This is a genomic window from Flammeovirga agarivorans, assembly GCF_012641475.1.
Classification (GTDB): Bacteria; Bacteroidota; Bacteroidia; order Cytophagales; family Flammeovirgaceae; genus Flammeovirga; species Flammeovirga agarivorans.
On record NZ_JABAIL010000003.1, the window covers coordinates 42,003 to 68,358 of the forward strand.

The 26,356-nt window shown below is 33.0% G+C and carries 25 protein-coding genes; 23 read left to right on the forward strand and 2 right to left on the reverse strand.

Features of this window, described 5'->3' with window-relative positions:
- Positions 1 to 25 precede the first annotated feature (25 nt).
- Positions 26 to 505, forward strand: coding sequence for a GNAT family N-acetyltransferase (locus HGP29_RS09400; RefSeq protein ID WP_168882143.1), 480 nt, complete (start codon positions 26 to 28; stop codon positions 503 to 505).
- A gap of 50 nt (positions 506 to 555) precedes the next feature.
- Here HGP29_RS09400 and HGP29_RS09405 read toward each other — a convergent pair whose 3' ends face one another.
- The gene (locus HGP29_RS09405; RefSeq protein WP_168882144.1) at positions 556 to 915 is read right to left on the reverse strand and encodes a winged helix-turn-helix transcriptional regulator; all 360 of its coding nucleotides are present in this window, start codon (positions 913 to 915) and stop codon (positions 556 to 558) included.
- A gap of 119 nt (positions 916 to 1,034) precedes the next feature.
- Here HGP29_RS09405 and HGP29_RS09410 point away from each other — a divergent pair, with 119 nt between their 5' ends.
- From HGP29_RS09410 to HGP29_RS09515, 22 genes are all read left to right on the forward strand, one after another.
- Entirely contained in the window at positions 1,035 to 1,781 is a 747-nt protein-coding gene (locus tag HGP29_RS09410; RefSeq protein WP_168882145.1) for an SDR family NAD(P)-dependent oxidoreductase, read from the forward strand.
- A 56-nt stretch (positions 1,782 to 1,837) separates the two neighbouring features.
- On the forward strand, positions 1,838 to 2,545 hold the full coding sequence (locus HGP29_RS09415; RefSeq protein WP_168882146.1) for a class I SAM-dependent methyltransferase: 708 nt from the start codon (positions 1,838 to 1,840) through the stop codon (positions 2,543 to 2,545).
- Between the two features lie 379 nt (positions 2,546 to 2,924).
- Positions 2,925 to 3,557 (forward strand): macro domain-containing protein, encoded by a 633-nt coding sequence (locus HGP29_RS09420; RefSeq protein WP_168882147.1) that lies wholly within the window; start codon positions 2,925 to 2,927, stop codon positions 3,555 to 3,557.
- A 59-nt stretch (positions 3,558 to 3,616) separates the two neighbouring features.
- Positions 3,617 to 4,306, forward strand: a complete 690-nt coding sequence (locus HGP29_RS09425; protein ID WP_168882148.1) for a hypothetical protein — start codon at positions 3,617 to 3,619, stop codon at positions 4,304 to 4,306.
- Between the two features lie 113 nt (positions 4,307 to 4,419).
- A complete protein-coding gene (locus HGP29_RS09430; protein WP_168882149.1) occupies positions 4,420 to 5,295 on the forward strand; it encodes a haloalkane dehalogenase in 876 nt (291 codons plus the stop codon).
- Positions 5,296 to 5,517: 222 nt separating this feature from the next.
- The gene (locus HGP29_RS09435) at positions 5,518 to 6,336 is read left to right on the forward strand and encodes a metallophosphoesterase (RefSeq protein ID WP_168882150.1); all 819 of its coding nucleotides are present in this window, start codon (positions 5,518 to 5,520) and stop codon (positions 6,334 to 6,336) included.
- Positions 6,337 to 6,590: 254 nt separating this feature from the next.
- Positions 6,591 to 7,001: a Fur family transcriptional regulator gene (locus HGP29_RS09440; protein WP_168882151.1), complete on the forward strand. Its 411-nt coding sequence runs from the start codon at positions 6,591 to 6,593 to the stop codon at positions 6,999 to 7,001.
- A gap of 352 nt (positions 7,002 to 7,353) precedes the next feature.
- Positions 7,354 to 8,148 carry a cation transporter gene (locus tag HGP29_RS09445; protein WP_168882152.1) on the forward strand — a complete coding sequence of 265 codons (795 nt, stop codon included), beginning with the start codon at positions 7,354 to 7,356 and terminating at the stop codon, positions 8,146 to 8,148.
- Between the two features lie 423 nt (positions 8,149 to 8,571).
- The gene (locus tag HGP29_RS09450) at positions 8,572 to 9,837 is read left to right on the forward strand and encodes a hypothetical protein (RefSeq protein WP_168882153.1); all 1,266 of its coding nucleotides are present in this window, start codon (positions 8,572 to 8,574) and stop codon (positions 9,835 to 9,837) included.
- 107 nt (positions 9,838 to 9,944) lie between these two features.
- The gene (locus HGP29_RS09455) at positions 9,945 to 10,382 is read left to right on the forward strand and encodes a MarR family winged helix-turn-helix transcriptional regulator (protein ID WP_168882154.1); all 438 of its coding nucleotides are present in this window, start codon (positions 9,945 to 9,947) and stop codon (positions 10,380 to 10,382) included.
- Between the two features lie 68 nt (positions 10,383 to 10,450).
- A complete protein-coding gene (locus HGP29_RS09460; protein ID WP_211093249.1) occupies positions 10,451 to 11,389 on the forward strand; it encodes an NAD(P)H-dependent oxidoreductase in 939 nt (312 codons plus the stop codon).
- Between the two features lie 116 nt (positions 11,390 to 11,505).
- Entirely contained in the window at positions 11,506 to 12,489 is a 984-nt protein-coding gene (locus HGP29_RS09465) for an ankyrin repeat domain-containing protein (protein WP_168882155.1), read from the forward strand.
- A 282-nt stretch (positions 12,490 to 12,771) separates the two neighbouring features.
- A complete protein-coding gene (locus tag HGP29_RS09470; protein WP_168882156.1) occupies positions 12,772 to 13,806 on the forward strand; it encodes a DUF4198 domain-containing protein in 1,035 nt (344 codons plus the stop codon).
- A gap of 1 nt (position 13,807) precedes the next feature.
- Positions 13,808 to 14,485: a HupE/UreJ family protein gene (locus tag HGP29_RS09475; protein ID WP_168882157.1), complete on the forward strand. Its 678-nt coding sequence runs from the start codon at positions 13,808 to 13,810 to the stop codon at positions 14,483 to 14,485.
- A 91-nt stretch (positions 14,486 to 14,576) separates the two neighbouring features.
- Complete coding sequence (locus HGP29_RS09480) at positions 14,577 to 15,041, forward strand: hypothetical protein (RefSeq protein WP_168882158.1); 465 nt, start codon at positions 14,577 to 14,579, stop codon at positions 15,039 to 15,041.
- 309 nt (positions 15,042 to 15,350) lie between these two features.
- Complete coding sequence (locus HGP29_RS09485) at positions 15,351 to 16,502, forward strand: MBL fold metallo-hydrolase (RefSeq protein WP_168882159.1); 1,152 nt, start codon at positions 15,351 to 15,353, stop codon at positions 16,500 to 16,502.
- Between the two features lie 121 nt (positions 16,503 to 16,623).
- The gene (locus HGP29_RS09490; RefSeq protein ID WP_168882160.1) at positions 16,624 to 17,466 is read left to right on the forward strand and encodes a class I SAM-dependent methyltransferase; all 843 of its coding nucleotides are present in this window, start codon (positions 16,624 to 16,626) and stop codon (positions 17,464 to 17,466) included.
- Between the two features lie 87 nt (positions 17,467 to 17,553).
- Positions 17,554 to 18,129, forward strand: coding sequence for a Crp/Fnr family transcriptional regulator (locus HGP29_RS09495; RefSeq protein WP_168882161.1), 576 nt, complete (start codon positions 17,554 to 17,556; stop codon positions 18,127 to 18,129).
- Between the two features lie 77 nt (positions 18,130 to 18,206).
- The gene (hchA, locus tag HGP29_RS09500) at positions 18,207 to 19,061 is read left to right on the forward strand and encodes a glyoxalase III HchA (protein ID WP_168882162.1); all 855 of its coding nucleotides are present in this window, start codon (positions 18,207 to 18,209) and stop codon (positions 19,059 to 19,061) included.
- Positions 19,062 to 19,235: 174 nt separating this feature from the next.
- Positions 19,236 to 21,497, forward strand: coding sequence for an ATP-binding cassette domain-containing protein (locus HGP29_RS09505; protein WP_168882163.1), 2,262 nt, complete (start codon positions 19,236 to 19,238; stop codon positions 21,495 to 21,497).
- A 33-nt stretch (positions 21,498 to 21,530) separates the two neighbouring features.
- Positions 21,531 to 21,983, forward strand: coding sequence for a DinB family protein (locus tag HGP29_RS09510; RefSeq protein ID WP_168882164.1), 453 nt, complete (start codon positions 21,531 to 21,533; stop codon positions 21,981 to 21,983).
- 147 nt (positions 21,984 to 22,130) lie between these two features.
- The gene (locus tag HGP29_RS09515; protein WP_168882165.1) at positions 22,131 to 23,579 is read left to right on the forward strand and encodes an alpha-L-fucosidase; all 1,449 of its coding nucleotides are present in this window, start codon (positions 22,131 to 22,133) and stop codon (positions 23,577 to 23,579) included.
- An 83-nt stretch (positions 23,580 to 23,662) separates the two neighbouring features.
- Here the strand turns inward: HGP29_RS09515 and HGP29_RS09520 are convergent, their stop codons facing one another.
- Positions 23,663 to 25,909: a TerD family protein gene (locus HGP29_RS09520; protein WP_168882166.1), complete on the reverse strand. Its 2,247-nt coding sequence runs from the start codon at positions 25,907 to 25,909 to the stop codon at positions 23,663 to 23,665.
- Positions 25,910 to 26,356: the final 447 nt, after the last annotated feature.

Consider the following 26,356-nt stretch of genomic DNA (forward strand, 5'->3'; position numbering starts at 1 on the left):
AATTATTATTCTACCTTCTCCTAAAATGGACATACAAATTCAACAAGCTAAAATAAATTCAATTCATAAGATCAATGAAATGATTGACATCTCTGTCAATGTATTACAAAAAAAATACTACAAAGAGTCTACAATAATTGTGGGTAAAGAATTGATCCAAGGTATAGAAGATTTAATACTAAATCACTCGTTTTATATCGCCACTTTAGATCACAAAATTATAGGTTGTGGTGGATTTAAAATAGATACAATTCAATCAGATATCACTGAATTTAAAAGCTTTTTTGTTCATCCTGATTATGCAAAACAAGGCATCGGATCATTATTATTAGAATATTGTATATCATTATGCAAAAAGCTTTCATTAAAGAAAATAGTATTGACCTCAACCCTCTCAGGTGTTCCATTGTATCACAAGTTTGGATTTGAAAAGATAAAGTCTAATCAAATACTATTGTCGAATAATGATTATTTTGAAGTGATAGAAATGCAACGCTCTCTATAAAAAAGTGAAGAATAAGCCATTAGCTTTAGGGCTATAAGGTCATTACAAGCTCAACTTTCATCACTACAACTCATTACTTCCACTTCTTCTTTTTTCATTTGTTCCATCCCCCAATTTCCTAAATATTCAATAAATGGGATAAGTTCTTTTCCTTTATTACTTAAAGTATATTCCACTTTGGGAGGCACTTCCTGATATACTTTTCTAAAGATCAAATCATCATATTCTAATTCACGCAGCGTTTGGGTTAACATTTTAGGAGAGATATCAGGTAAAGCCCGACGAAGTTCACCGTAGCGTAAAACCTCCCCGCTGTGTAATGCCCATAGTATCCTTCCTTTATATTTTCCACCGATGCGTTTAAATCCATAATCTATCCCACAGACTGCTTTTTTATTATTTTTATCCATTTTTTACCTACTGATTTTCAACATTAATACCCTTTTGGTACCTAGGTTACTAAAAAGTGCATACTTGACCAATATATACTAATATGAACAACTTTGCCTAACAAATCAACAAACAGGATATGAATAATTTAGAAGGAAAAGTTGCAGTAATCACAGGTGCATCGAAAGGTATTGGAAAAGGAATCGCTAAAGCTTTGGCAAGCCAAGGAGTTTGTGTTGCTATCAATTACAATAGTGATAAAACAGCAGCTGATCAACTTGTGGAAGAACTGAAATCGAAAGATTACCAAGCCATGGCTTTTCAGGCAGATGTTTCCAACAAAACAGATGTTACAAACATGTTCAATCAGATAAAGTCAGCAATTGGAAATATCGATATTTTGGTAAACAATGCTGGAGTTTATCATTTTGAACCTATAGAAACTGTTACGGTGGATGAATTTCAACGTCAGATGAATACCAATGTTCTTGGAAGTATGCTGTGTTCACAGGAAGCTTTGTCGCATTTTGGTGACAAAGGAGGAAGTATCATAAATATTAGTTCTGTAGCTACCACTCGACCTACAGCCTATACATCACTTTATACAGCGACAAAATCTGCAATTGATGGGTTTACGCAAAGTTTAGCGAAAGAACTCGGACCTCGAAATATTCGAGTAAATGCGATATTACCAGGTCTAGTAGAAACCGAAGGAACTCACACGATTGGTACTATCGGAAGTGAAAGTGAAGCCAATTTTGTTACAATGACTCCTATGGGAAGAGTGGGTCAACCCAACGACATTGCACAAGTGGTCTCTTTCCTAGCTACAAGTAATGCTCAATGGATTACAGGGCAAAAAATAGAAGTGACTGGAGGCTTCTAGCCAAATGTTACAGAAAAAAAACACAATAAATTACCACCTCAAAAATTAACTTTAGCATGCGAAAATCAACTGTGAAAGAAATACAAATACGTTTTGACAATGATGTAGAGCGATTTTCAAATCTTGACACAGGTCAGGTAACTACTATAGACGCTACAATCTCTTTAGAAGTATTGACCGAAGCAGCAAAACGTATTGTTCCCAATCCACAACGATTGTTAGATATCGGGTGCGGAGCAGGAAACTATACCATAAAAATGCTTTCAAAAACTCCAAACCTTCACTGTACCTTAGTCGATTTAAGTCAACCCATGTTAGATAAAGCATTTGAACGTGTTTCACTATCTACGACTAAAAAAGTAGAAACAATACAAGGAGATATTAGAGAAGTTGATCTAGAAGAGGAAAGTTATGATATAATTTTGGCCGGAGCTGTTTTACATCACCTTAGGGATGATAAAGATTGGGAAACCACGTTCGAAAAATTATTCAACTTACTTAAACCCGGTGGGTGTTTAATGATATCCGATCTTATAACACAAGAAACTGCACCTCTAATAGAATATACATGGGATAGATATGGAGAATATCTAGAGGGTATTAATGGAGAAAAATACAGAAAACAAGTGATGGATTATATTCAACTAGAAGACTCTCCTAGATCTATGACTTATCAATTAGATTTAATGAAAAAAGTAGGCTTTAGGGGTACCGAAATACTACACAAAAACATGTGTTTTGGAGCTTTTGGAGGGATAAAATAATTTCCCCTGTTAAATATTTGACACCTAAATTTATCCATCAAAAAATCGCGAGTATGTTTCTGCATCATTGTAAAAATTTATGTAGAAATTGCTCGCGACTCTCCTTTCTTAGACCTCAAATATTATCTTTACCTCAAAGCAACTCGAATATATAGACTTTGCGAACTATTGAAATTTGATGACTCTTCAAATGATACCCTTTCTACAGTTTAAATACTAAATAATTAGAAAGGATAAAGTTGAATTGAATCACTACCTAAACTCCCTTGGAAACTCTAATTTCCAATAAATGATCAAAGCCTACCTAAAAGAGTTTAAAGTGCTTTATATAAAATAGATCGTGAATCTATTTATAGACAATTACAATTAAGAAAACTATATGAAATTTTACTTAGTAGACATAAATTCTAAATTAACTGAAGCATGGAGTAAAGTATTTGAAGGGGTTGATAATGTGGAAGTAAAAAATGAATCTATCTTTGACCTATCTTGTGATGTTATAATCAGTCCTGCGAATAGTTTTGGCTATATGAACGGAGGAATTGATTTTGCCATCTCAAAACATCTCGGATGGCACATTGAAAAGACACTTCAAAAAAAATTGAGAGAGGAATATTTTGGTGAATTACTTGTTGGACAAGCTACTATTGTTGAAACTAATAATGATCAATTCCCATATTTAATTTCAGCTCCAACGATGAGAACACCAATGACAATCTTACGTTCTCCAAATGTATATTTGGCCACCAAAGCGATATTAACTTTACTACTTTATGGAAAGTTGGAAGATGGCACACCGATAAAAGAAAAAATTAAAACGATAGCTATTCCAGGCTTAGGTACTGGTGTTGGCCAAGTTCCTCCGATTTTATGTGCCAGACAAATGAGAATAGCTTGGGAAGATGTGTTCAATCAAAAGTATAAGACTGAAGAAGGTTGGGAAGAATTAAGATCAAACTATGCTTATTTCTTTACACATGATGAAAATGATTTGAAATATGACATTCCTTAAAATAATGATGTCTACTTTCATTACTTAAAAATTTTGCAATACTAATTAAACTAACGGAAATGTTTACAGATATATTAATTGAAACTGTATTTATACCTATTGCAGTTCAACTGATCATTTCAATATTCTATTACTTTATAGTCATAAGAAAGGACAGAAATGTATATCAAAAAACATACTCCCTTACTTTAGCTCAAAAAGAAGAAAAAGAACAGAAAGTTAGAAGGTGGATGATTTTTTATTTTTTGAGTTTTGCAATAGGAATTGGTGTATTTATCTGTTCAGCATCACTATTAAGAAGCTTATATTATCAAACTCAAAATGAATTATTTCAAGTGATTTTAGTCCCAAATATTACAAGTTACTCTATAATATTTGGGTTCATGATAGCAGTTCCAATTTCGATATTTATAAATAATTTTCGCAAAAGATGGATAGGTGATTATTATAAAAAACCGTCCTTCTCAATAAGTAAAATATTTGCTTATTTATTCTTGGTACTATCAATAAGTTTTACATTTCAGATAATTCGGAAAGGAGTCTATTTTGAGAAGGATTATGTCATAGTAAAAGATTTATTTAGTGACGACATATCAATCCCATTAAACCAAGTAAGTTCTATCAGTCAGGAAAATTCCATTGTCACTTTGTTACTAAAAAATGGTTTAGACATCTCAATCGATGATATTGAGCTCGATTATAAGAAGCTTTTGAAGTCAGAAGAGATGATAAGTTTGAATAATAAATAGATATTGGATTATAACTACCACTTATATTTTATTACTAGAAGTCGAACCATTAAATTAGTTTTGAAATTATATATGTGTGATTAACCTAAAATACCATTATCGTAAATCTTATTATGGAAAGTAAAAAAGAGATTTCAGCTGAGTTTCCATTTGAATCAAAATATATAGAAGTCAATGGAAGTAAAATGCACTACATTGATGAGGGAAAAGGTGACCCTATCTTATTTCTTCATGGAAACCCTACATCTTCTTACTTATGGAGAAACATTATTCCTTACCTAGAACCATTAGGGAGGTGTATTGCTCCTGATTTAATTGGAATGGGAAAATCTGATAAACCAAAAATTGAATACTCATACAAGAATCATAGTGACTATTTAGATAAGTTTATTGAAAAACTTAATTTAAAAAATATCACCCTTGTTCTACATGACTGGGGATCAGGTTTAGGTTTTCATTATGCCAATACACACCGTAATAATATCAAAGCTATTTCATTTATGGAAGCTATGGTAAAACCAATTGAACCTTCTCCAGAAATGCAAACGGCTTTTAAAATGATGCGGACCAAAGGTATTGGTTGGTTAATGATTAGTGTCGGAAATATGTTTATCAACAAAATGTTACCCAGCATGATCAATCGAAAATTGACGGAAGAAGAATTCAATTATTATAAAGCACCATATCCAACAATTGGAAGTAGAAAAGCATTAAGAGAATTCCCGAAAAATGTTCCCATTGGAGAAGAACCTAAATATTCGTATGATAGAATTAAAGCATATGGAGATTGGTTGACAGAAACAGATCTTCCTAAATTGTTATTATATGTATCACCCGGTGCGTTGATAAGGGATGTCGACGTAAGTTATATCAAAGAGAATTTCTCTAATCTCAAAACCGTTGATGTTGGAAAAGGGTTACACTTTATCCAAGAAGATCATCCACATCGGATTGGAGAAGAGATCGCAGAATGGTATAAAGAATTATAGCTTAATACCATTAAAAATAGCAAATGATACAGAGCACATCATTTGCTATTTTTAAATAAGACTAACAGGAATTAGATAGATAATTGATTTTAAATTATTATCTACTTTTATTCGAATCATTACTAATCACCTAATTAGTTTTTAATTAATAAATCATTTGTGACCAAAATTAAATTATCACTTTTTAAGTATAAGACTATTTAATACATCCCTTTTACTAAAATGATTTTACGACTAAAAAAGCTTTTCCTATTAGTAACACTATCTACATTAACTTTTTCTTGTGGAAAAAAAGTAGAACAGGCCTTCTCTTTTGTACAGTTATGTGATCCACAATTAGGAATGGGAGGCTATGAACATGATAAAGAAACTTTTGCACAGGCAGTAGAACAAATTAATGAACTGAATCCCGACTTTGTCGTTATTTGTGGTGACTTAGTACATAGTCCCAATGATAGTTCTTATAAAGATTTTCAAGAAATTATGAGTGGTTTTACAGTTCCTTGTCACCTTGCACCGGGAAACCATGATATTAGAAAAGTACCTACAGCACAAACTATTGCATATTACCGAAATAAAATTGGTAAAGATTACTACCATTTTAAAAATAAGGATCACTTATTTATAATAACGAATACTCAGTATTGGAAGTGTGATGTAGAAAATGAGTCTAAACTACATAATGAATGGTTTGAAAAGACTATCAAAAGAAAGAAAAGTAAACGACACTCTACTTTTGTAATAGGACATTATCCATTGTATACAGAATCTCCCGATGAAAAAGAGCATAACTTTAATTTACCAGAACCTCATAGAAAACAAATCTTACAGTTATTGAAAGACAATAATGCAGCTGCATACCTATCTGGGCATACGCATAAATTAACTATCAATAACTATGAGGATATTGAGTTAGTCAGTGGAGAGACAACAAGTAAAAACTTTGATAAAAGACCTTTCGGTTATCGCGTTTGGACGGTTGATCAAAATGCTGTGGAGCATCATTTCGTTCCTTTAAAAGAAATAAGAAAGATTCAATAAATTGGAAGTGTACTGAGTTGAAGAATGTTTATTTATAACCTTACTATCTACAAAATGAGATTAATAGTTTTCATCTGATACTATTCATGCTCAATTAAAAAAACACTTTATTTTCTAGATAAGTAAAGGAACTGTTATTATTTTATAGACACGGTGTTAATAACATTTCAACAAAGTGAAATTAAAATATTATGTGTCAGATTTCACGCATAAGAATAAGTCTGAAGTTCTAATGTTTAGTAATAAAATTAATTATGAGTAAGGTCGACGACATACTAAAATTAAAAGGTGTGAAACCAACATCAGTACGAATAATAGTCTTAGATTATCTTTTAGATCAAGGGAAAGCACAATCCCTTAAAGATATTGAATCAGGTCTTGTTAGAACAGAGAGAAGTTCAATATTCAGAACATTAAAATTATTCGAACAACATAAGTTAATCCATAGTATAGATGATGGCTCTGGAATGACTAAGTATGCTGTATGTGCTGATGGTTGTAATTGCGAACTTAAGGATTTACATTTTCATTTTTTCTGTATTTCTTGTCAAAAAACATATTGTCTTACCGATTATCCTATACCTCAAATTAACCTACCAAAAAACTTTAAAATGCTTCAAGCTAATATGGTTATTAAAGGACTTTGCGAAACATGTAATAGCTAAACTTTGCAATCGAGTTGCAGATATAGAACCTTACCTTTGATAATAATCTTAATAAGTAATACAAACTCCATATTATTTAATTCTGTTTTCAATTTGGTTTTCATGTGAAAACATAAAAAGATTAACCTTATGTTATTTATTTAAATAGTGATACATAGATATCATTTATAATAAAGTTCTTTCTGCATAGAATTAGTAATTACCTACTTTCACTTTTTTAAAGTAGAAGTAAATATTTTATTCAGATAAACCAAAGGTAAATAAAATGGTATTGTACAATAATGTTCTCCTTGCTATAGGCAATACATGATTGCTTTTACATGGAGTATTCAAAGAAATTTTAGAAATAAAAATGTATAAAACATTATTTAAAATCTCAAAAATGGATTGTCCATCAGAAGAAAATCTAATTAGAATGAAATTAGATGAATTTTCTAGTATTGTAAATTTACAATTTGATATACCAAATAGAAAATTGACAATATTCCACGGTGATCAGTTAGATTTAATAGAAAAATCACTAAAAGAATTAAACCTAGGAGTAAAAAAGTTATTGACTGAACAAACAGATCAAATAGACTTTCGTGACAATTTTAATCAAAGAAAACTTCTTTGGTCAGTATTAATAATAAACTTTGTGTGTTTTTTACTCGAAATAACAACAGGGGTAATCTCAAAATCAATGGGGTTGGTTGCCGATAGTTTGGATATGCTTGCCGACAGTTTTGTCTACGGAATAAGCTTATTTGCTGTAGGTGGTACTTTAACTAGAAAAAAAAGAGTTGCAAAAATTTCTGGGTATTTTCAAATAACTTTAGCAGTTATTGGGTTTGTAGAAGTATTGAGAAGATTTTTCATAATAGAAAAAATTCCCAATTTTTCTGTCATGATCATAATATCAGTTTTTGCTCTTATTGCAAATGGGTTATGCCTGTATTTGCTTCAAAAAGCCAAAAATAAAGAAGAAGTTCATATGAAAGCAAGTATGATTTTTACTTCGAATGACATAATAATAAACCTTGGTGTGATAATAGCTGGAGTTTTAGTGAAATTTCTAAACTCAAATTCACCTGATTTGATAATCGGGACAATAGTTTTTGGATTGGTGATACAAGGAGCATTAAGAATTTTGAAAGTTGCAAATTAGACTCTAGAAAGTATAACTAAATTTCTAAAGAAGGTCTTAAAAAATATGCCGACGTTATGGTATCATGGGCAGAATGTGATCAAAAAACGCGAACAGAAACAAGCCTAGATGGGAATTTTGCTTTAAAATTTGAGTTTGAAGGATGCCCACCTTTTGGATAAAAAGGGATTACCTACTTTACTGCTATCAACAATGTAATTTTCACTTTTACAATTGATTACAATGAGTACAAAGAGGATATTAATAGTTTTATTTCATCTATAGCATTTGATCAATTACAAGATTCTCAAAACACAAAATAAATACGTTTATTTCTCTCTTAATTACTCCCAATAATTTATTATTTTAGAAGAATAGAGAACGCTATTACCTCTAATACAACTTAAAAACAATATCTCTCAGAACTATCATTGAAACCAATAAATGAAGAGTTACTTATACCTAATACTTCTTATTTTGTGCTTATCTCAGGTCAATGCTCAAGATTGGGAGAAGCGACACTCTTTTGCAAAAACTTATTTTGGTATTGATAATTATATTGCTACAAATTTAGCCAATGGATCTTTTCTGAATGCCAACAATGAAGTGGAGTCATTTCAGAAGCATGGTTTTATTACCCCTTCCATAAATATAGGAGCCACTCATTTTTGGGGACATGCCGACTTCTTTATTTCCATTAGTACAATCGATATAAAATTTGGTGAAGATAAAATCGAAAATAGCTATCGTTTAGGAACATTTACGGGATTAAGAGTTTACCCCATAGCCTCAAAAGAGCAATCAATAAGACCGTATATCGGTTATAAGTTTTCACCATTTAGATACACTCAAAAAGATTTAAAAAACGATCAATTTAAGTTTACACAAGTAAAGTCGGTCGTTGATATTGGACTGGGTATACAGCTGAGTAAATTCTATTTCACTCTAGAATATAGTAGAGTTATCAATCCAGATTTTGATATCTATCTATCCAGAGAAGTGGTCAGTCAAGATCAATTCCCAGAACATTTATTTCAGATTGGTGTCAACTATATGATGGAAACTACCAAAGGGGCCAATAACCAACTGAGTAAACAAGCCAATGATCAATTTTCAGCTTCCAATAAATGGGGCTTATTCTTTGGTATCGGGCCATCAGCTTCTTTTCCGATAAAATCATCAAACTATGTCACAGATAAATACCCTTTCTTGGATGACAAAACCTTCCCTGTTATATATCCAGATATTGCCCTAGGATACCATTTTACAAAATTAGACATCATTAGTGCATTATCTTTTAGACCTATTTCTCAAACAAGAAGTGCTTATGGGATAGAACAAAAAATTCAGCGACATAGTATCAATATGGAGGCTTATAAATATATTGCTGATTATCATGGATTTGTACCTTATATAGGTTTGGGATTGAGCTATGAAAAGCTACATTTTTCTGAAAAAGATAACGGCCATGAAACCTCTTCATTTAACACCAATGAATTTTCTCCAAACCTTGTCTTTGGTTGGGATATTAGGCCAAGTGTAAAGGGTGATGGTTGGGTATTAAGAACTAACTTAAGATATTACCCCTTTTTAGAACTGGAACACCAAGGTAAAAAGTTAAGCTTACAGCACCTTGAGTTTAATTTTATTCAGTTTGTGATATATCCTCAGAGATTAAAACAAATAAAGAAAATAGCATCGACATACTGATAATCAACCTACTATATTTCTATTTAAATTTATTGATTGAAAAACCACATCATTCATTTGTATGTACAACTAATATTAATACCTTTGGTGTATCAAAATTTAAAAATATGAGCAATTCAGGAAAGTCATATCAGGAATGTTGTTTATACTTTACAGCTAATTCCTTATCGAGATTTATTAATTCGATGGCAGAAGATGCATTCCGCATTACAGGGTTATCGCCTTCTCATGCCTATCTTATGCTTATATTATTTGAAGAACCCGGCCTTAGTCAAGGAGAATTAAGTGATAAAATCAACGTAAAAGCTTCTACCATGACTCGATTTATTGATAAATTAATTACTAATAAATATGTTGAGCGTATTCAAGAAGGTAGAGTGACTTATATTCACCCGACTGAAGAGGGTAGAAAATTACAGCCAATGATCAATGAGGCTTTAAACAATCTCTATCAAAAATATTGTGAGGTTTTAGGGGAAGAGTTTGCTGTAAAATTGACTGCAGATATCCACAAAGCCAATGAAATTATAAAAAAGAAAGATTAGAATACCCCCTATCTAGGTATTCTTTTTTTTGAAATCTAATACTTGTATGTACAACTAATTATATAATTATGAAAACATTAATGATTTTAGCACACCCTCGTCTTGAAAAATCTGTCGCCAATAAGCGAATTGCAGATGAAATAAAGAATAAAATAGATGATGTGGAAGTGAGAGATATTTTTTCGCTATACCCAGATTATAAAATCGATGTGGAGGCAGAACAACAAGCATTAATAAATGCAGATACTATCATTTTCCAATATCCTTTCTGGTGGTATAATATGCCTGCCATTCTAAAAGCCTGGTTTGATGAAGTCTTTGATTTCAATTTTGCCTATGGCCCAGAAGGGAATAAACTAAAAGGAAAAAACTTCCAATTAAGTTTTACAGTGGGTGGACCTGCAGAGGCTTATACTCCAACTGGCTATAACCATTTTAGGATTGAGGAATTAACTAAACCAATGGAACAAACAGCCTATATGGCTCAGATGAACTTTTTAAAACCTATCTATGAACATGGTATGGTATACGTTCCTAATGTTTATAATACACAAGAAGCTGTAGAAGCTAGAGCTGATCAACAATTAGAGCGTATTATTTCAGTAATTGATGGATTTAAAAATGAAACACCAGAGGTACAAATAACCGCTTTTGTAAAAGATTGGTTTGCCCATTTTGATCAGTTAGCAGAAGATGGATATTTCACTCATTCATTGGACAAAGATGCTCAATTAGTTTTCCCAGAAGGAGAATTTATTGGTCATCAAGGGTTTTCGGAATGGTATTCTGCCATCAAAAAAGAAATCAAACCAGACAATCAACATATTATTGAATCCATCAGTATTACTCCTAATAATGAGTATTTTAATGTAGATTTAGCCGTAAAACTTAAAGCTGAAAAATATTCAGGAGAAGCATTACAATTAAATGTCAAAGAAAAATGGAAAGTGGAAATCACAAAAGAGGGGAATGTAAAAATTCATACCTATAAAGTGAAAGCAGTCTAGTTCCTAATTTATCTATTAAATAATCGATACATGATATTTCAAATCCCAATTAAAGTTTCGGATTGTCTTAATATCATTTCATTCATCCATTACTCTCAATTATTAAAAGTTTAAATATGAAAAGTCAACAGATTATCAACTTACTTATTCTACTAGGTTTTATAGTATCCATAAATAATACTTCTGCACAAAATAGACAAGATGAACACCTCACTCCTCTTATGAAAGCGGCAGGAGAAGGAAATGTAGAATTGGTGGAAGAACTCATTAATAATGGGGAAAATATCTTTGTCATTGATCCAATAACAGGTACTAATGTTGTTCATTTTGCTGCTCAAGGTGGTCATGTTGAAGTCATGAAAATTTTAGTGGAACATGGCGCTGAGGCCATTATTAATCTTCAAGCAGCTAGTAATACTTTTACACCCCTAATGGTTGCTACTTGGTATCAAAATCCAAAAATGATTCAATATCTATTATCACTAGATCATATTAATGCGAACTTAAAAGATCAATATGGTAGAACGGCTGCACAATTCCCTGTTCCTGATAAAGGTTCAAAAGAACTACATCCAATAGATCAAGAAATTTCAGAAATCTTTGCTAAGTATTATAAAAAATATGATCGATATATGGAGCAACATTTTGAAGATAAAGTAACTCCTAAAAATTTACCAAAAGACGTTAACCTAGTCATTCCAAATAATGAAATGGGCAATGGATATCATACCGCAGCATTGGTGGCTTCGAGAAATAATAATATTGAATTATTTAGGAAGATGATTGAAAATGGTGCCGATTTAACGCTTGAAGGAGAATATATGAAAGCTGTTGTTACACATAAGGCTGCCTATATGGGAAATTCAAAGATCATGCATATGATTGTAAAACATAAGGATTTTGATAAAATTAAAAATGCTCAAGGCCCTACTAACGGATATACTCCATTACATGATGCGATATGGCATGGAAATACTGCCACAGCAAAAATTTTATTAGATGCAGGTGTGGACACATCTATAGTAGCTTGGGATGGACTTACTCCTCTGGATTTAGCTAAGAAAAAAGGCTATCAAGATATAGTGGATTTGTTCCAATAGGCAATCACAAAAGAGTAGGGTAATTTGAATTAAATATCCTGCTCTTTTTATATTGTTTCAGTCCTCTTATAACGAAAGATTCAACTACATTCAAAGGTCCTCTTTAACATCAAGTCTTCTCCTATTTGAATTACTTATAGATACATGGAATGAAATGCTACCCATCAAAAATAAGCATGTGCTTTGTTATTGAGATTTCTATGAGAAAAGTTATTACTTTTGCCGCAAACAGCTAATTATATCAATTCACTAATCGAAATAAATAAACTTCATCAACGAAATATGAAATTAAAAACGGGAGTCATTTCAAAGACATTCGACAATAAACTGACTAGACCATTCTATTTGCTATTCGCTCTTATTGTATTGAGTAGCCATGATTTGTATATCAAAATGGAGACCTACTTCTTGAAACCCAATCAGGAAGCATCTTTTAGTTTATACAATGGTACTTTTGAAAGTAGTGAAAATACAATTTCAAGAGATCGACTTTTAGATGCTTCAATCGTAGCTCATGGAAAAAGAGTAGCTATTTCAGCCAGACAGTGGGTAGATCAGGACAGTACGGTAACAAAAGCTATTTTTAAACCTACAGAAGAAGGTACCTATGTCGCTGGTGTTTCTACAAAAGAAAGAGTCTTTCAACAGACAGCTGAAGAATTCAATAGCTATTTAAAACATGATGGTGTTTTAGATATGTTGAATGAGAGAAAATATAGTAACACATTAGATGAGGATGTGGCAGAAAGCTACCAAAAGCATGTAAAAGCCATCTACCAAGTTGGTGATCAAAAATCTGAGGACTGGAAGACCATCTTAGGATACCCTATTGAGTTTGTACCAATGGATAACCCTTATGCTAAACATAGTGGAGAATCTCTTGATGTACAATTACTACTAGACGGCCAACCTCTTGCCAACCAAATAGTGTATGCAGATCATGTTTCAGGGCATCATTCCCATGACGGTCACACTCACAGCCATGATCATGGTTCGGATCATGAACACACACACACTAACGGTAAACAACTACGAACTAATGACCAAGGGATCATTACAGTGGGCTTACCCGAAGATGGTATTTATTTTCTTCGAACTATCCATATGAAAAAGGTAGAAGGCAATAAAGATTATACACATCAATCTAAATGGAGTACACTAACTTTTGAAGTGACGCATGAACATGGCGAACATACACATACTCATGATCACGACCACGATCATGACCATGAAGAAGGGATTCCAACTTCACTGTTTGTGATCGTCAGCTTATTTATCATCGCTACATTATTTATGTATTTTAGAAAAAACAACTAAGATGAAATTGAACTTTAAAAAGGTTTTCTTCCTGTTTCTATTATTTCTTCCATTTATTGGATTTGCACATGATGTTACTAGTGCCGATCAGGAAACATTACGTAACGGTGGTTTATGGGCATATATTCAAGTAGGTGCAACTCACATGCTGACAGGGTATGATCACCTACTTTTTCTAGCAGGAGTGGTATTCTACTTAAATGGCTTAAAAGATATTTTAAAGTTTATCACCGCTTTTACTGTGGGGCATTGTATCACATTAATTGGTGCTACGTATTTAGGAATCACTGCTGATGAACATTTAGTTGATGCAATCATTGCTTTGAGTATACTTTATAAAGGTTTTGAAAACCTTGGTGGCTTCGAAAAATTCAATGTCAAGTCTCCGAACTTATTACTTATGGTTGTTATTTTCGGACTGATACATGGCTTTGGATTATCGACCAAATTGCAATCTTTTGATATGGGACAGGGTGAGTTCCTACCTAAGATTTTATGTTTTAATCTGGGTGTAGAATTAGGACAAGTGTTAGCTTTAATTCCTATTGTAATCATCATTACCTTATCTAGAAAAAACAAAGATTTTCTTGCTTTCTACAAGGCGGTCAATTGGTATTTAATTATTGCAGGTTTTTGCCTGTTTTTATATCAAATGTCAAGGTTTTACTCGGGTCATTAATTGATCCAAAAATCTATAAAAAACAAAAAGTAGAATATCGATGATATATAAATTATATTGGTATTCTACTTTTTTATTTAGCTAAAAAAATATGAGCCCAGAAGTTCCTATCATCATTATTGCTATCGCTATCCCTTTATTTTTTGTTTGTCTTAGATTTTTCAAAAAAAGAAATATTGGCTCCCAAAAAAACAGGTTTTGGATCGCGCTAGGTTTTACCTCTTTTGTTAGTCCTGTGATTTATATCCTTGTTATTCTGTCTTGGCTATGGTCTAATTCCTATTACAGTAAAGAAGAGTTTAATGCAAAAGTTTGGGAAAGTACCGAATTGGAACGCTACAGAATGTCTGAAGATATTATCGAAAGTAAGATGCTTTTGGGTAAATCCGATCAGGAAGTAATTTCATTATTAGGTACCGATTATATCTTCTATAATGAAACTAGGATTACATATATGTTAGGTTTCGTCCCTGGGTTATTTAATATTGATCCCGATTATCTTGAAATCACCTTAGAAAATGGTATTGTAGTAAGTGTTACCCAATATGAAGGTTAAACAATTCATGACTATTCAAGTTTAACTTTCAGAAATTATCCGTTCCCAAGACTAAAAAGTATAACTCTTCTACAAAAATGTTTAAGTTCTAAAGCCCTTTCTGTCTTTACCTTTGTCAAAGATCATTTTTAAAGAAGAACTTAAAATAATTACAAGATAAAAATATAATAGTTTGGATATCATGTTCTACTAGAATTAATGTAAGTCATATAAATCTATAATTAGTTGATATAAAGTTCTATACTTAACATAATCCATAAATAAATTCAATTGTAATTACATTTCATTGAAACATATAAATCAAAATAAATGAAACGTATCATTAAATGGTTATTTATCACTGTAGGTATTTTGATATTATCTGTGGTAATTATTGGAACTGCTTTTATTAATATTAGTCCGCAATTTGGAGGATCTGCCAATAAGGATCAACAGTTAAGTTATGCAGAAACCGGTCATTATCAAGATGGGATATTCATCAATGATGAAGAGATTATTATGGAGTACAACTGCCATAGTATCACAGCGATGCTAAAAGAAACGATGAACCCAGATCCTAATGTAGCTCCACATCAAAATATTGATGTGCTTAAAATGGATCCTCAATCGATAGGTACTTTACCGGACTCATTACCTAGAATCACTTGGTTAGGTCACTCGTCATTCTTAATAGAAATTGATGGTAAAAAGGGTTTAATTGATCCTGTTTTTGGTCAATACGCTGCTCCACATCCTTGGTTAGGAAGAGCTCGATTCAATAAGGAAATGCCCATAACTATTGATGATTTATCTAATATTGATTTTGTAATTATCTCTCATGATCACTACGATCATTTGGATTATGAATCGATTGATGAATTAAAAGAAAAAGTGAACCATTTCTATGTTCCGCTGGGTGTTGGAAATCATTTAAGAAGATGGGAAATCAGTGATGATAAAATCTCAGAAATGGATTGGTGGCAAGAAGCCAAGTATAAAGATTTAAAAATAGTACTCACCCCATCAAGGCATATGTCGGGAAGAGGGTTAAGCGATCAATCTGCTACACTTTGGGGATCATGGGTGATACAAAGTCAAAACACTAATATTTACTTTAGTGGCGATGGTGGATATGGAAAACACTTTAAAGAAATAGGAGAAAAATATGGCCCTTTTGATGTAGGTTTAATGGAATGTGGACAATACAATGAACTATGGAGAGATGTTCATATGATGCCCGAAGAATCCGTTACTGCTGCACAAGACATCCAAGCGAAATTAATTGTCCCTATACATTGGGGATCATTTGCATTGGCTACGCATTCTTGGACTGATCCTGTTGAGAGGATAGTTAAAGCTGCCAAAAAAGAAAATATGCCAATTGCAACGCCAAAAATTGGTCAATCTATATTGATTGATGGAGAGCTGAAAACAGATTATACACATTGGTGGGAAAGTAAACGCTACGCAATGATGAGATAGACATTTAAAAGACTACATCTTTAGAAAGGTGTAGTCTTTTCTATTTTACATAAAAATGCATTCAGAAATAAATAGTATTTTTAATATCTAAGAACAAAAATCCATCAATTATTTACGTATCATGAACATCAAGAAAATTATCAATTCCACTCAACGCCCTGCCCTATATGAAAAAGGAACCACCTTTATGTGGACAGATCCTTATATTTCGAAACAATTACTTCAAATTCATCTGAACCCCGATATTGACCTTGCTAGCCGTAAACAATCTTCTATCGAAAAAACTGTCAATTGGATTCTTGATCACTTAAAAGTGGAGAAACCTTTAAAAATTCTGGATCTAGGATGTGGTCCAGGTTTGTATACCAAAATTCTTGCAGAAAAAGGACATCAAGTCACAGGTATGGATATCTCTAAAAACTCAATAGAGTATGCCACTTCCACAGCAGACAAAAATGGTCTCTCTATTCATTACAGAAATGAAAGTTATCTTGAAGCTGATTTAGGAACTGAAGAATATGACCTCATTCTACTTATTTATACTGATCTCGGTGCTTTAACTCCTTCAGAAAGAGCTCCTTTACTCATCAATATAAAAAATGCCCTAAAGAAAGGTGGTTCATTTATTTTTGATGTATTGAAAGATAAAGACTTTACGAAAAAGGCATCTCTCAAATCTTGGGATGCAGTAGAAGCAGGCTTTTGGAAAGGTACACCACACTTAGCTTTATCAGAATCATTCTTGTTTGAAGAGGAGAAAGTTCTCCTTTCACAACATACCATTATCGACGAAAATGATACTACAGATGTCTACCGTTTTTGGACACACTTCTTCTCTAAGAAAGATATTTTAGAAATGATTGCCGCTCCAAATTTTAGCAACGTTACTTTTGAAGAAGGTTTACTCCCAAAAAGCGATATGTGGAATGGCGATAATGTATTGTTTATCAAATGTGATAAATAAGAAAGAATCAATTAATTTTGGAGAATTAAAACAACCAAAAGCTATTCATAATTGTAGAATCGCTTTACTCATCAATTTATTTAGAGATTGCAACAATTATTTGATAAAATCAGAAACGACATTCCATTGTCACCCGAAGCAGAGGAACATATTTATTCGATCGGGGAAATAAAGAATATATCTAAAGGTGACTTATTAATACAACAAGGCCATACTGTTCATACAACTTTCTTTGTTACTGAGGGATGTTTACGTTCTTTTTATGTTGATAAAGATGGGAAAGAACATACCCTACAATTTGCAGTAAATGATTGGTGGATAAGTGATTTTATGGCCGTCTACAACCAAGATGTCGCATCACTTACTGTTGAGTGTATACAAGACTCTAGAGTCATCGAATTCCAGATGGAACAATTGCAAGAGATCTACCCTTTATTCCCTGAATTTGAGACATTTCAAAGAAAGAACTTGGAACGTCATGTGATGCACTTACATAAAAGAATTCTAAATCAGCTTAGGTTAACAGCTACCGAAAGATATGAATTATTCATAAGACAATATCCTAATATAGAACAGTTTACCCCTAACTATTATATTGCTTCTTATCTTGGTGTAACAAAGGAAAGTTTAAGTAGAATACGAAAATTAAAAGCTCAGAAGTAGCTTTGTTATCATAGGGTAATTTCTGAGAGATCTTTATCATGTAACTTTGTGAATTGAATATAAAATCACCAAAAGTTATGCTAAAGAAAATTCTTGGATTATCACCAAAATTAGAGTCTGATGGCTCATACAGCCCGTCTAAATTGGCGTTAATGATAGGAACATCGAAAAAAACTGACTATGAAAATATCTCTTACAATCAATACAAAGGTGAAAAAACTAAGATTTTAGTCATCTTTACAGAAGAGAAAAATCTTAAAATGAAGAACGGTAAATACTTCTCAACAGGCAACCACCCTGTTGAAGCACTATTACCAATGCTTCATCTGAGAAATGCTGGGTTTGAATTTGAAATCGCAACTACTACTGGTAAACCTGTCGTATTTGAAATGTGGGCTTTCCCAGATAACGATATCGCTGTGAATACCCTATACTATGATCTGAAATCTGAATTTGATAATCCTGTTAAACTCTCTGATTTCATAAACCTATCTTCTCACCGCCCAGAAGATTATGCAGCAATATTTATTCCGGGAGGGCATGGAGCCATGATTGGAATTCCTGAAGATAAAAATGTAGATAACGTCTTAAGATGGGCTGATGAGAATGAACTGTTTACAATCAGTTTATGTCATGGTCCGGGAGCTTTTTTAGCTACTACATTAGACGATCAGAAGTTCCTTTATGAAGGGTATAACATGGCTGTTTTTCCAGATTCTGTGGATAATCAAACGCCAATGTTTGGATACTTACCCGGAAAAATGCCCTATGGGTTAAGTGAAAAACTAAAAAGCCTCGGAGTATCTCTAATGAATACAAAAATGGATAAAACGGTTTGTCTTGATAGAAAACTGATTACAGGAGCTAGTCCTTTAGCCTCTAATGAGCTTGGTAAATTAGCTGCAAATACCTTATTGAAAGAATTAGGTTAAAAGGGTATTATCCAAAAAAATACTACAACGGTCTGTGGATTTGTTCATCACCATTGAATGAATTTACTGGCCGTTTTTTTATTCAATTACCTCTTTTAATAGTATTTTTAATGGTGATTCATTGAGTTGAATGGACTAAAAAGTCTAGTTTTCATAACCTTCTATTGTCATTTCATGAGAAATATTATTATCAAAGGTGCAAGGCAAAACAATCTTAAGAACTTGGACTTAAAAATACCAAGAAATAAGATTGTAGTATTTACGGGTGTTTCTGGATCGGGGAAATCGTCTTTGGTTTTTGAAACCATAAATGCTGAAGCACAACGTCAGCTGTACGATACTTTTAGCACTTTTGCGAGAAGCAGAATGCCAAAATACGAACAAGCAGACTACGACTTGATAGAAAATTTATCTCCTGCAATATTAATAGAACAAAAGCGGTTTTCTGGTAATTCTAGATCTACTGTAGGTACTGTAACGGAAATATACACTTACCTTAGATTATTATTTTCTCGTATTGGTTCTGAATTTATTGGAGGTTCTAACCACTTTTCCTTTAACTCTCCTGAAGGGATGTGTGAGCACTGCAGTGGAACCGGATTCGCCACTAAAATTGAAGTCGATGCCCTCATAGATTGGAATAAAACTATTAATAATGGTGGCATTTTATTTAGTGATTTTAAAGTTGGTTCTATCTTTTGGAAACAGATTGTGATGTCCAATTTATTTGACTGCGATAAGCCTTTCAAAAATTTCTCTGAAAAAGAGATACATGACTTCTTATATGCAAAAAGTATTCGACATGATTTTGGAGATGAGGAAGGTTTTCTGAAAGGTAATTATGAAGGCTTATACCGAAAAATCAATCGCCTGTATCTGAATAAAGATATCGCTAGTCTTTCAAAAAAGAAACAGGATGTGATCAAAAATTATATCCATCAAGGAACATGTGACCAATGCAACGGTACTCGTCTAAACTCAAAAGCTTTATCAGTAACTATCCATCAAAAAAACATATTTGAATTATGTGAGATGCAACTAAATCAATTATCTCATTTTATCTCACAAATAAAAAATGAGATGGTAGCTACGGTGCTGGAACAAATACAATTGCGTTTACAATATCTGATAAATATTGGCGTCGGGTACCTCAACTTATCGAGAGAAACCAGTACATTATCGGGAGGAGAAGCACAACGAGTAAAACTTGCTAAACAACTAGGCAGTAGCCTTACTGAGATGATCTATATACTTGATGAACCAAGTGTTGGACTCCATCCTAGAGATGTTCATTTAGTCAATGAATTATTCAAAGAACTCAAAGCAGGAGGAAATACGGTCTTAATTGTTGAGCATGATCCTGATGTGATTAAGATTGCTGACCATATTATCGATATCGGTCCTCATGCTGGAGTGAAAGGTGGTAAAATTATGTATCAAGGTGATTTTAAGGGCTTACAAAGAGCAGATACTCTCACCGGAAAGTTCTTACATACTCCGATTCCTAAAAAGGAGCCAATAAGAAATTCAAATGAGTACTTCACAATAGAAAAGGCTACGTCCAATAACCTAAAGAATATTACCGTAAAGATTCCAAAGGAGTTATTTGTCTGCATTACTGGCGTTGCCGGATCTGGAAAAAGCTCATTGATACATCAAGAGTTCTTGAAGAAAAACGCTAAAGCCATTGTGATTGATCAAAGTCCAGTTGGACAATCTGAACGTTCTAATTCGGCCACCTATACCGGTGTATTCGATTTGATTCGTAAAGTGTTTGCTAAACAGAATAAAGTAAGTAGTGCATTATTTAGTTTTAATTCAAAAGGCGCCTGTCCAAAATGTAATGGATTAGGTTATATCACGATAGACATGGCATTTTTGGATGCTGTGAAGTCGAAGTGTGAAGAATGTAATGGAAAACGATATAATCATGAAGTACTCACCTATAAGTATCAAGGGAAAAATATCCATGAAGTATTAGAACTTACGATTCAGCAAGCCTACGAATTCTTTGCCATCAAGGAAATTCAATTAAAACTAAAGCTGTTAATTGATGTAGGACTTGGCTACTTAAAACTAGGACAACCTCTTTCTACATTATCTGGAGGGGAATGTCAAAGGGTGAAGCTAGCTAGTGAATTACATAAAGAAGGGAATATCTATATTATGGATGAGCCAACAACGGGCCTTCATATGTCAGATATTCAAAAAATTATTGAGTTAATGAATCAATTGGTAGATAATGGAAATTCATTAATCGTTATCGAACATAATTTGGATGTGATTAATAATGCCGATTGGATTATCGATATTGGACCTGAGGGAGGTATTGCTGGAGGGGAATTAGTTTTTGAAGGAACACCAGATAAGATTGTACTTTCGAAGACAAGTTACACAGGCAGATACCTAAAGGAATATAAGAACGCTTTCAAGTAAAACAGCCACTCTCTCAATAAATGATTTAATAAAATGAAAGAAACTATACTAAAATTCAGTCAGCTATTATCAAAAGGAAAAGAGTATATTGAAAACTCTCCGATTGAAGAATTCACCAAAAAAGAAAGGCTAGAAAAATGGTCAAAACAAGAGATCTTAGGCCATCTTATCGACTCAGCAGTAAATAATCTTCAACGTTTTACGGAAATTCAATTTGAGGAAAAACCTTATGTTATCAGAAAATACAACCAAGATGAGTTGGTAAAGGTCAATGATTATCAAAATGCCAATCGTACCGAATTACTTCATTTCTGGATGTCGATAAACTATAGAATCATAGCAATTATGAAACTCCAAACGGAAGCAACTTTAGGATACAAAATTGTATTAGGTGATCATGAAATTTCGGATTTAAAGTTTCTCATGCAAGATTATGTTGCTCATTTAGAACATCATCTCCAACAACTAACCATCCAAAGTAAATAATATATCTTCCACATTTTCTGTATATAAACTATTTATCGCTCTTTGTCTTTTAAGATTCGGGCAATACTTTGAAAGCAATACGACATCTTTTGACAGGATAAATAATTAGAATTACAACATCAATTTTTTAAGTATAGAAATGTTGTAATGAAAAAATTCACTCTATTTTTAATATTAGCAAGTCTGGTATTTACCTCCTCAGCACAAACTTGGGAACAAATGAATGCTTCAAAAAAAGAAGCAATGGAACATTTTAATGAAGATAAATTTGGAATGTTTATTCATTGGGGACTGTACTCCATTTTAGGAGGAATGTATAAAGGTCAAAAAATTGATGATATAAAAAGTCCAGATCCTGGTGTTGCAGAGTGGATTCAAGCAAGAGCTAGAATTTCTAGAGATGAATATTCAAAACTAGTTGATGAATTCAATCCTGTAAAATTTGATGCAGAGGAGTATGTGTTGCTATTAAAAAATGCAGGAATGAAATACTTGGTCATAACTTCTAAGCATCATGATGGTTTTGCACTTTTTGATTCTAAACATAGCACATTTGATATAGGTTCTACTCCTTTTAAAAGAGATATCATCCAAGAATTATACAATGCCTGTCAGAAACATAATATTGATTTTGGGGTATACTATTCCCATAATATCGATTGGAATGATGCGAACGATTGTAACATTAAAAATTACTTAGATTATACGGGAGAAGTTTGGCCAGAACCTGCCGACTTTAAAGGAAAAAAACGCAGAACAATGGGGGCAAATCTTTGGGATCCATCACCAAATACATTTGATGACTACTTATATAACAAGGCGTTTCCTCAAGTGAGGGAATTACTCACAAGGTTCCCAAATATTAAATTTATGTGGTACGATTTTGCTCACTTTTTAACGAAATACCAAAGTTTTCAATTTTATAAAACGGTGTACGATATCAACCCTAATGTGATTGTTACTGATAGAGTGGGGCATGGTTTGGGTGACTACAAAATTCCAGGGGATAATAAAATTCCAACAGTAGAAGAAATGGAAGGCAAACCTTGGGAGACAGTAGGAACTTTCAACCATTCTTGGGGGTACAAAGAATATGATAACGATTGGAAATCTCCTTATGAGTTAATCTATTGGCTTACTGCTATTGCTTCGAGAGGAGGCAATTACATGTTAAATATTGGACCTAAAGGTGACGGATCTATTCCAGCACAAAACATTGAAAACTTAAAAGCTTTAGGCAAGTGGACTAGCGTAAATGGTAAAGCAATTTATGGAACGCATAAGTGGAAAATTAATCAGGAGAGTGCTGAAATAGATAAGAACGAAAAAGGCTACGGCTTTAAAGAAAAGTTTACTCCATCTGATTTCTGGTTTACAGCAAAAGGAGATAAAGTATACGCTATCGCTTTAGAAAGAGGTAAAACAGCTCTTATTAAAAGTTTTGCCAATGAGGATATCAAAGACGTAAAACTGTTAGGTTACGATAAGAAATTAAAATGGAAACAAACTGATGATGGGTTATCAATTGTTCTACCTAAAAATAAAGATAATCAAATTGGTTTTGCTGTAGAGGTAACATTAAGTAACTCATTATAGAGTACTTTTGAGGAATATATAAGGCTCCCAACCATTAAACTAAAGTTTGTTTAATGGTTGGGAGCTTTCATATTACATGCCCATCAAGCTCCTAAAAATACTCTCGATACTTCAGCCGTATTTCTTGACCAGTCAATATCATACACTTCATCTGCTTCTTCTATATTATCAACAACCGTCAAACTTTGTACTTCAGATTTAAGCTTCAATAATTGACCAATTTTTAATTTAGCATCAAGTTTTTTGATCAAGGCTTCTACACCTTCTGTATTTAAATTACGAATCAATTGCCCTTGAAAACTCATTTCTAACCAAATGATTTCTCTTGTTTCAATTGCTAAAACTCCAAATACCAATCCTTTCGTTAAAGTCTGATTTATTCTCACTTGATGTTGGACCGTTGTCGGGTCGTAAGCCACTCCACTTTCAGAGATTTTCATAGGATGTTTACTATTCATCCAGCCAACAACTAGATTCGGAGATAAACTACCATTTGTGTAAGAGTTGCAGGTGAAAGTAACATACTTTGCATTGAGCTTTTCTAACCTAGAAAGATCTACATCTATATATTCGGCGGTCCCCACTTTTTCAGGGATATACTGTATATCTCCACTGTGCTGACATCCTGGAATTGTTAATTGAGAATATGAGCAAAATTCTGATTTACCTTCATAGGCAACATGACAACTTAAATCCATATCTAAGTGTTGAGCCGATAATCCCTCTCCCCACTGTAAAAATAACCTAACCGTATCTCCCTCCACCTTAAATCGAGTTCCCATTAATCCACAAGAAATATCCTGAACCGTTTCCGAACGGTCTCCAATGGCAATAGGAATATTAAATAGACTCTCTTCAATATATATTGTTGAATGTTCATTATTCTCAGCCAAAAACTTCTTTTTCATACATTTCAAACTAAGGTCTTTTACCAATTCCTGCATATTGCTTAGTTCTTCATGGGTATACAATTGAAGCAACTTATTAGGAGGAATCATTTTATTTACTCCTCCCAAAGGATTCACTGACCTTGATACATTCTTATCAAAATAATTTTCAGCATACATATCTAAAGTAAATACTAGTCGTAATGGAACTTGATCCATAATATCTTCGAAATGTTGGATAGTGATATCTCCACCAAACCAAAGCATATTAGAAAACAATGAGCGAGCAAAAATTCCTGGTCTTTTTTTCAATATCTGAAAAGTATTTTCAGCATCTGATTTCATTCTGAAATGATCCACTTTACCCTGCCATACCTCATACTTTTCATTATAAAAAGTATCCATTAAAAGAGATAACTGACTAAAGCCTTTTCTTTTGCTATATTCTGATAACCGTAATGCTCTAATCACTCTCACCCAAATGTTTCTTTTCGAGTGCATTAGTTCACATTGAGACTGAATATCCATCGAAAGGCTATTTAACCAAAATGCATATTGACGACACTCCTTTCTTGTAAATTTCAGCTTAAGTTTATTTTTCGCTTTTTCTTCTGCAAGCGTACTTTGGTCTGATGCTGAATGTAAATGGTATGAATTTTTCTTATTGCGGCGAACGATCACTTTTGGCTCAACAAGCTGAAGGAAACCCGTATGTTTAAACCATAAATATCTAAGAATATCATTTGGTGATTTAAACAATGCATTCACTTCCTCAATTTTACCCTCTTCGACTAATGCATCTATCACAAACATTAGCGTTTCTTTTATTTTAATATCTGTATGAGGTAGTACACCAAACTCATTGATCAAGATTTTTAAATCCTCTCTTTGAGTGGCATCTAAAGCAACAGGAGAAGCGAGAAGATCTGCTAAATACTCTTTTAATTGATCCATAGACCATAGTTTCAATACCTTCAACTTATTCTTTGATGGCTGTAAGTCTAATTGATCAAATTGAAACGGAGTACCACAAAATGGACACCCGTTGTATCGTTCCAATGGAAAAGTGTGCTCTGGTATATGATGGCCACATTCTAAAGTCACCCCATTTTGATGTTGAAATAACTGAGCAAATAGTGTAATAATATAATTTTTAATTGACGCACCAGTAGGTATATCCCATTGTCTAACCAAGGGAGTCCAATTCTTATTTACTCCTGTGACTTCTTTTATGAGGTCCAAAATCTCTAATAGAGTTTCTTGAGAACATTGATTCACTTCTTTCAATAGTTCCTCAGAAAATGTAAAGCCTAATTTAGTACAATTGGCCACCAATAATGTAGTGGTATGATGTAAGTGAGATCCACTAATTCTCGTTTTCCATTGTGTAGGAACTACCAATGCGTTTTTTCTTAACGCTACTTTTAATATATCTGATTTCATAATAATTAGTTTAAATCAGGTAATCTTGCTTCTAATTAGTTATCAATAATGGTGGGGACGGATCCCCTGAAGTAAGAAGCAATTGACCTTGATTATATTGGGTAATTTAGAGACTTTTGCCAACCAATCGTTCTCCTTTCGGAGACCAGGATTCGAACCTGGATTATAGAAGTAAGCCTCTATTGACCCATGAGTAAACAATACATCAGTTTCTAATTTTGTAGGACAGGTAGGATTCGAACCTACGACACAGATACCCAAAGTATAGGAGTAAATTTGACTTGACCTCACTATGGTAATTTAATAACATAGTCTGGATTCGAACCAGTTTAAACCGTTCTGTAGTAAGTTAGTATTGACCAAGATTCGGTAATCATCAAATTATCTTGCTCTACCTACTGAGCTACTGTCCTAGTATGAGGAAGGTGACTACGCAATAGTTGCGTA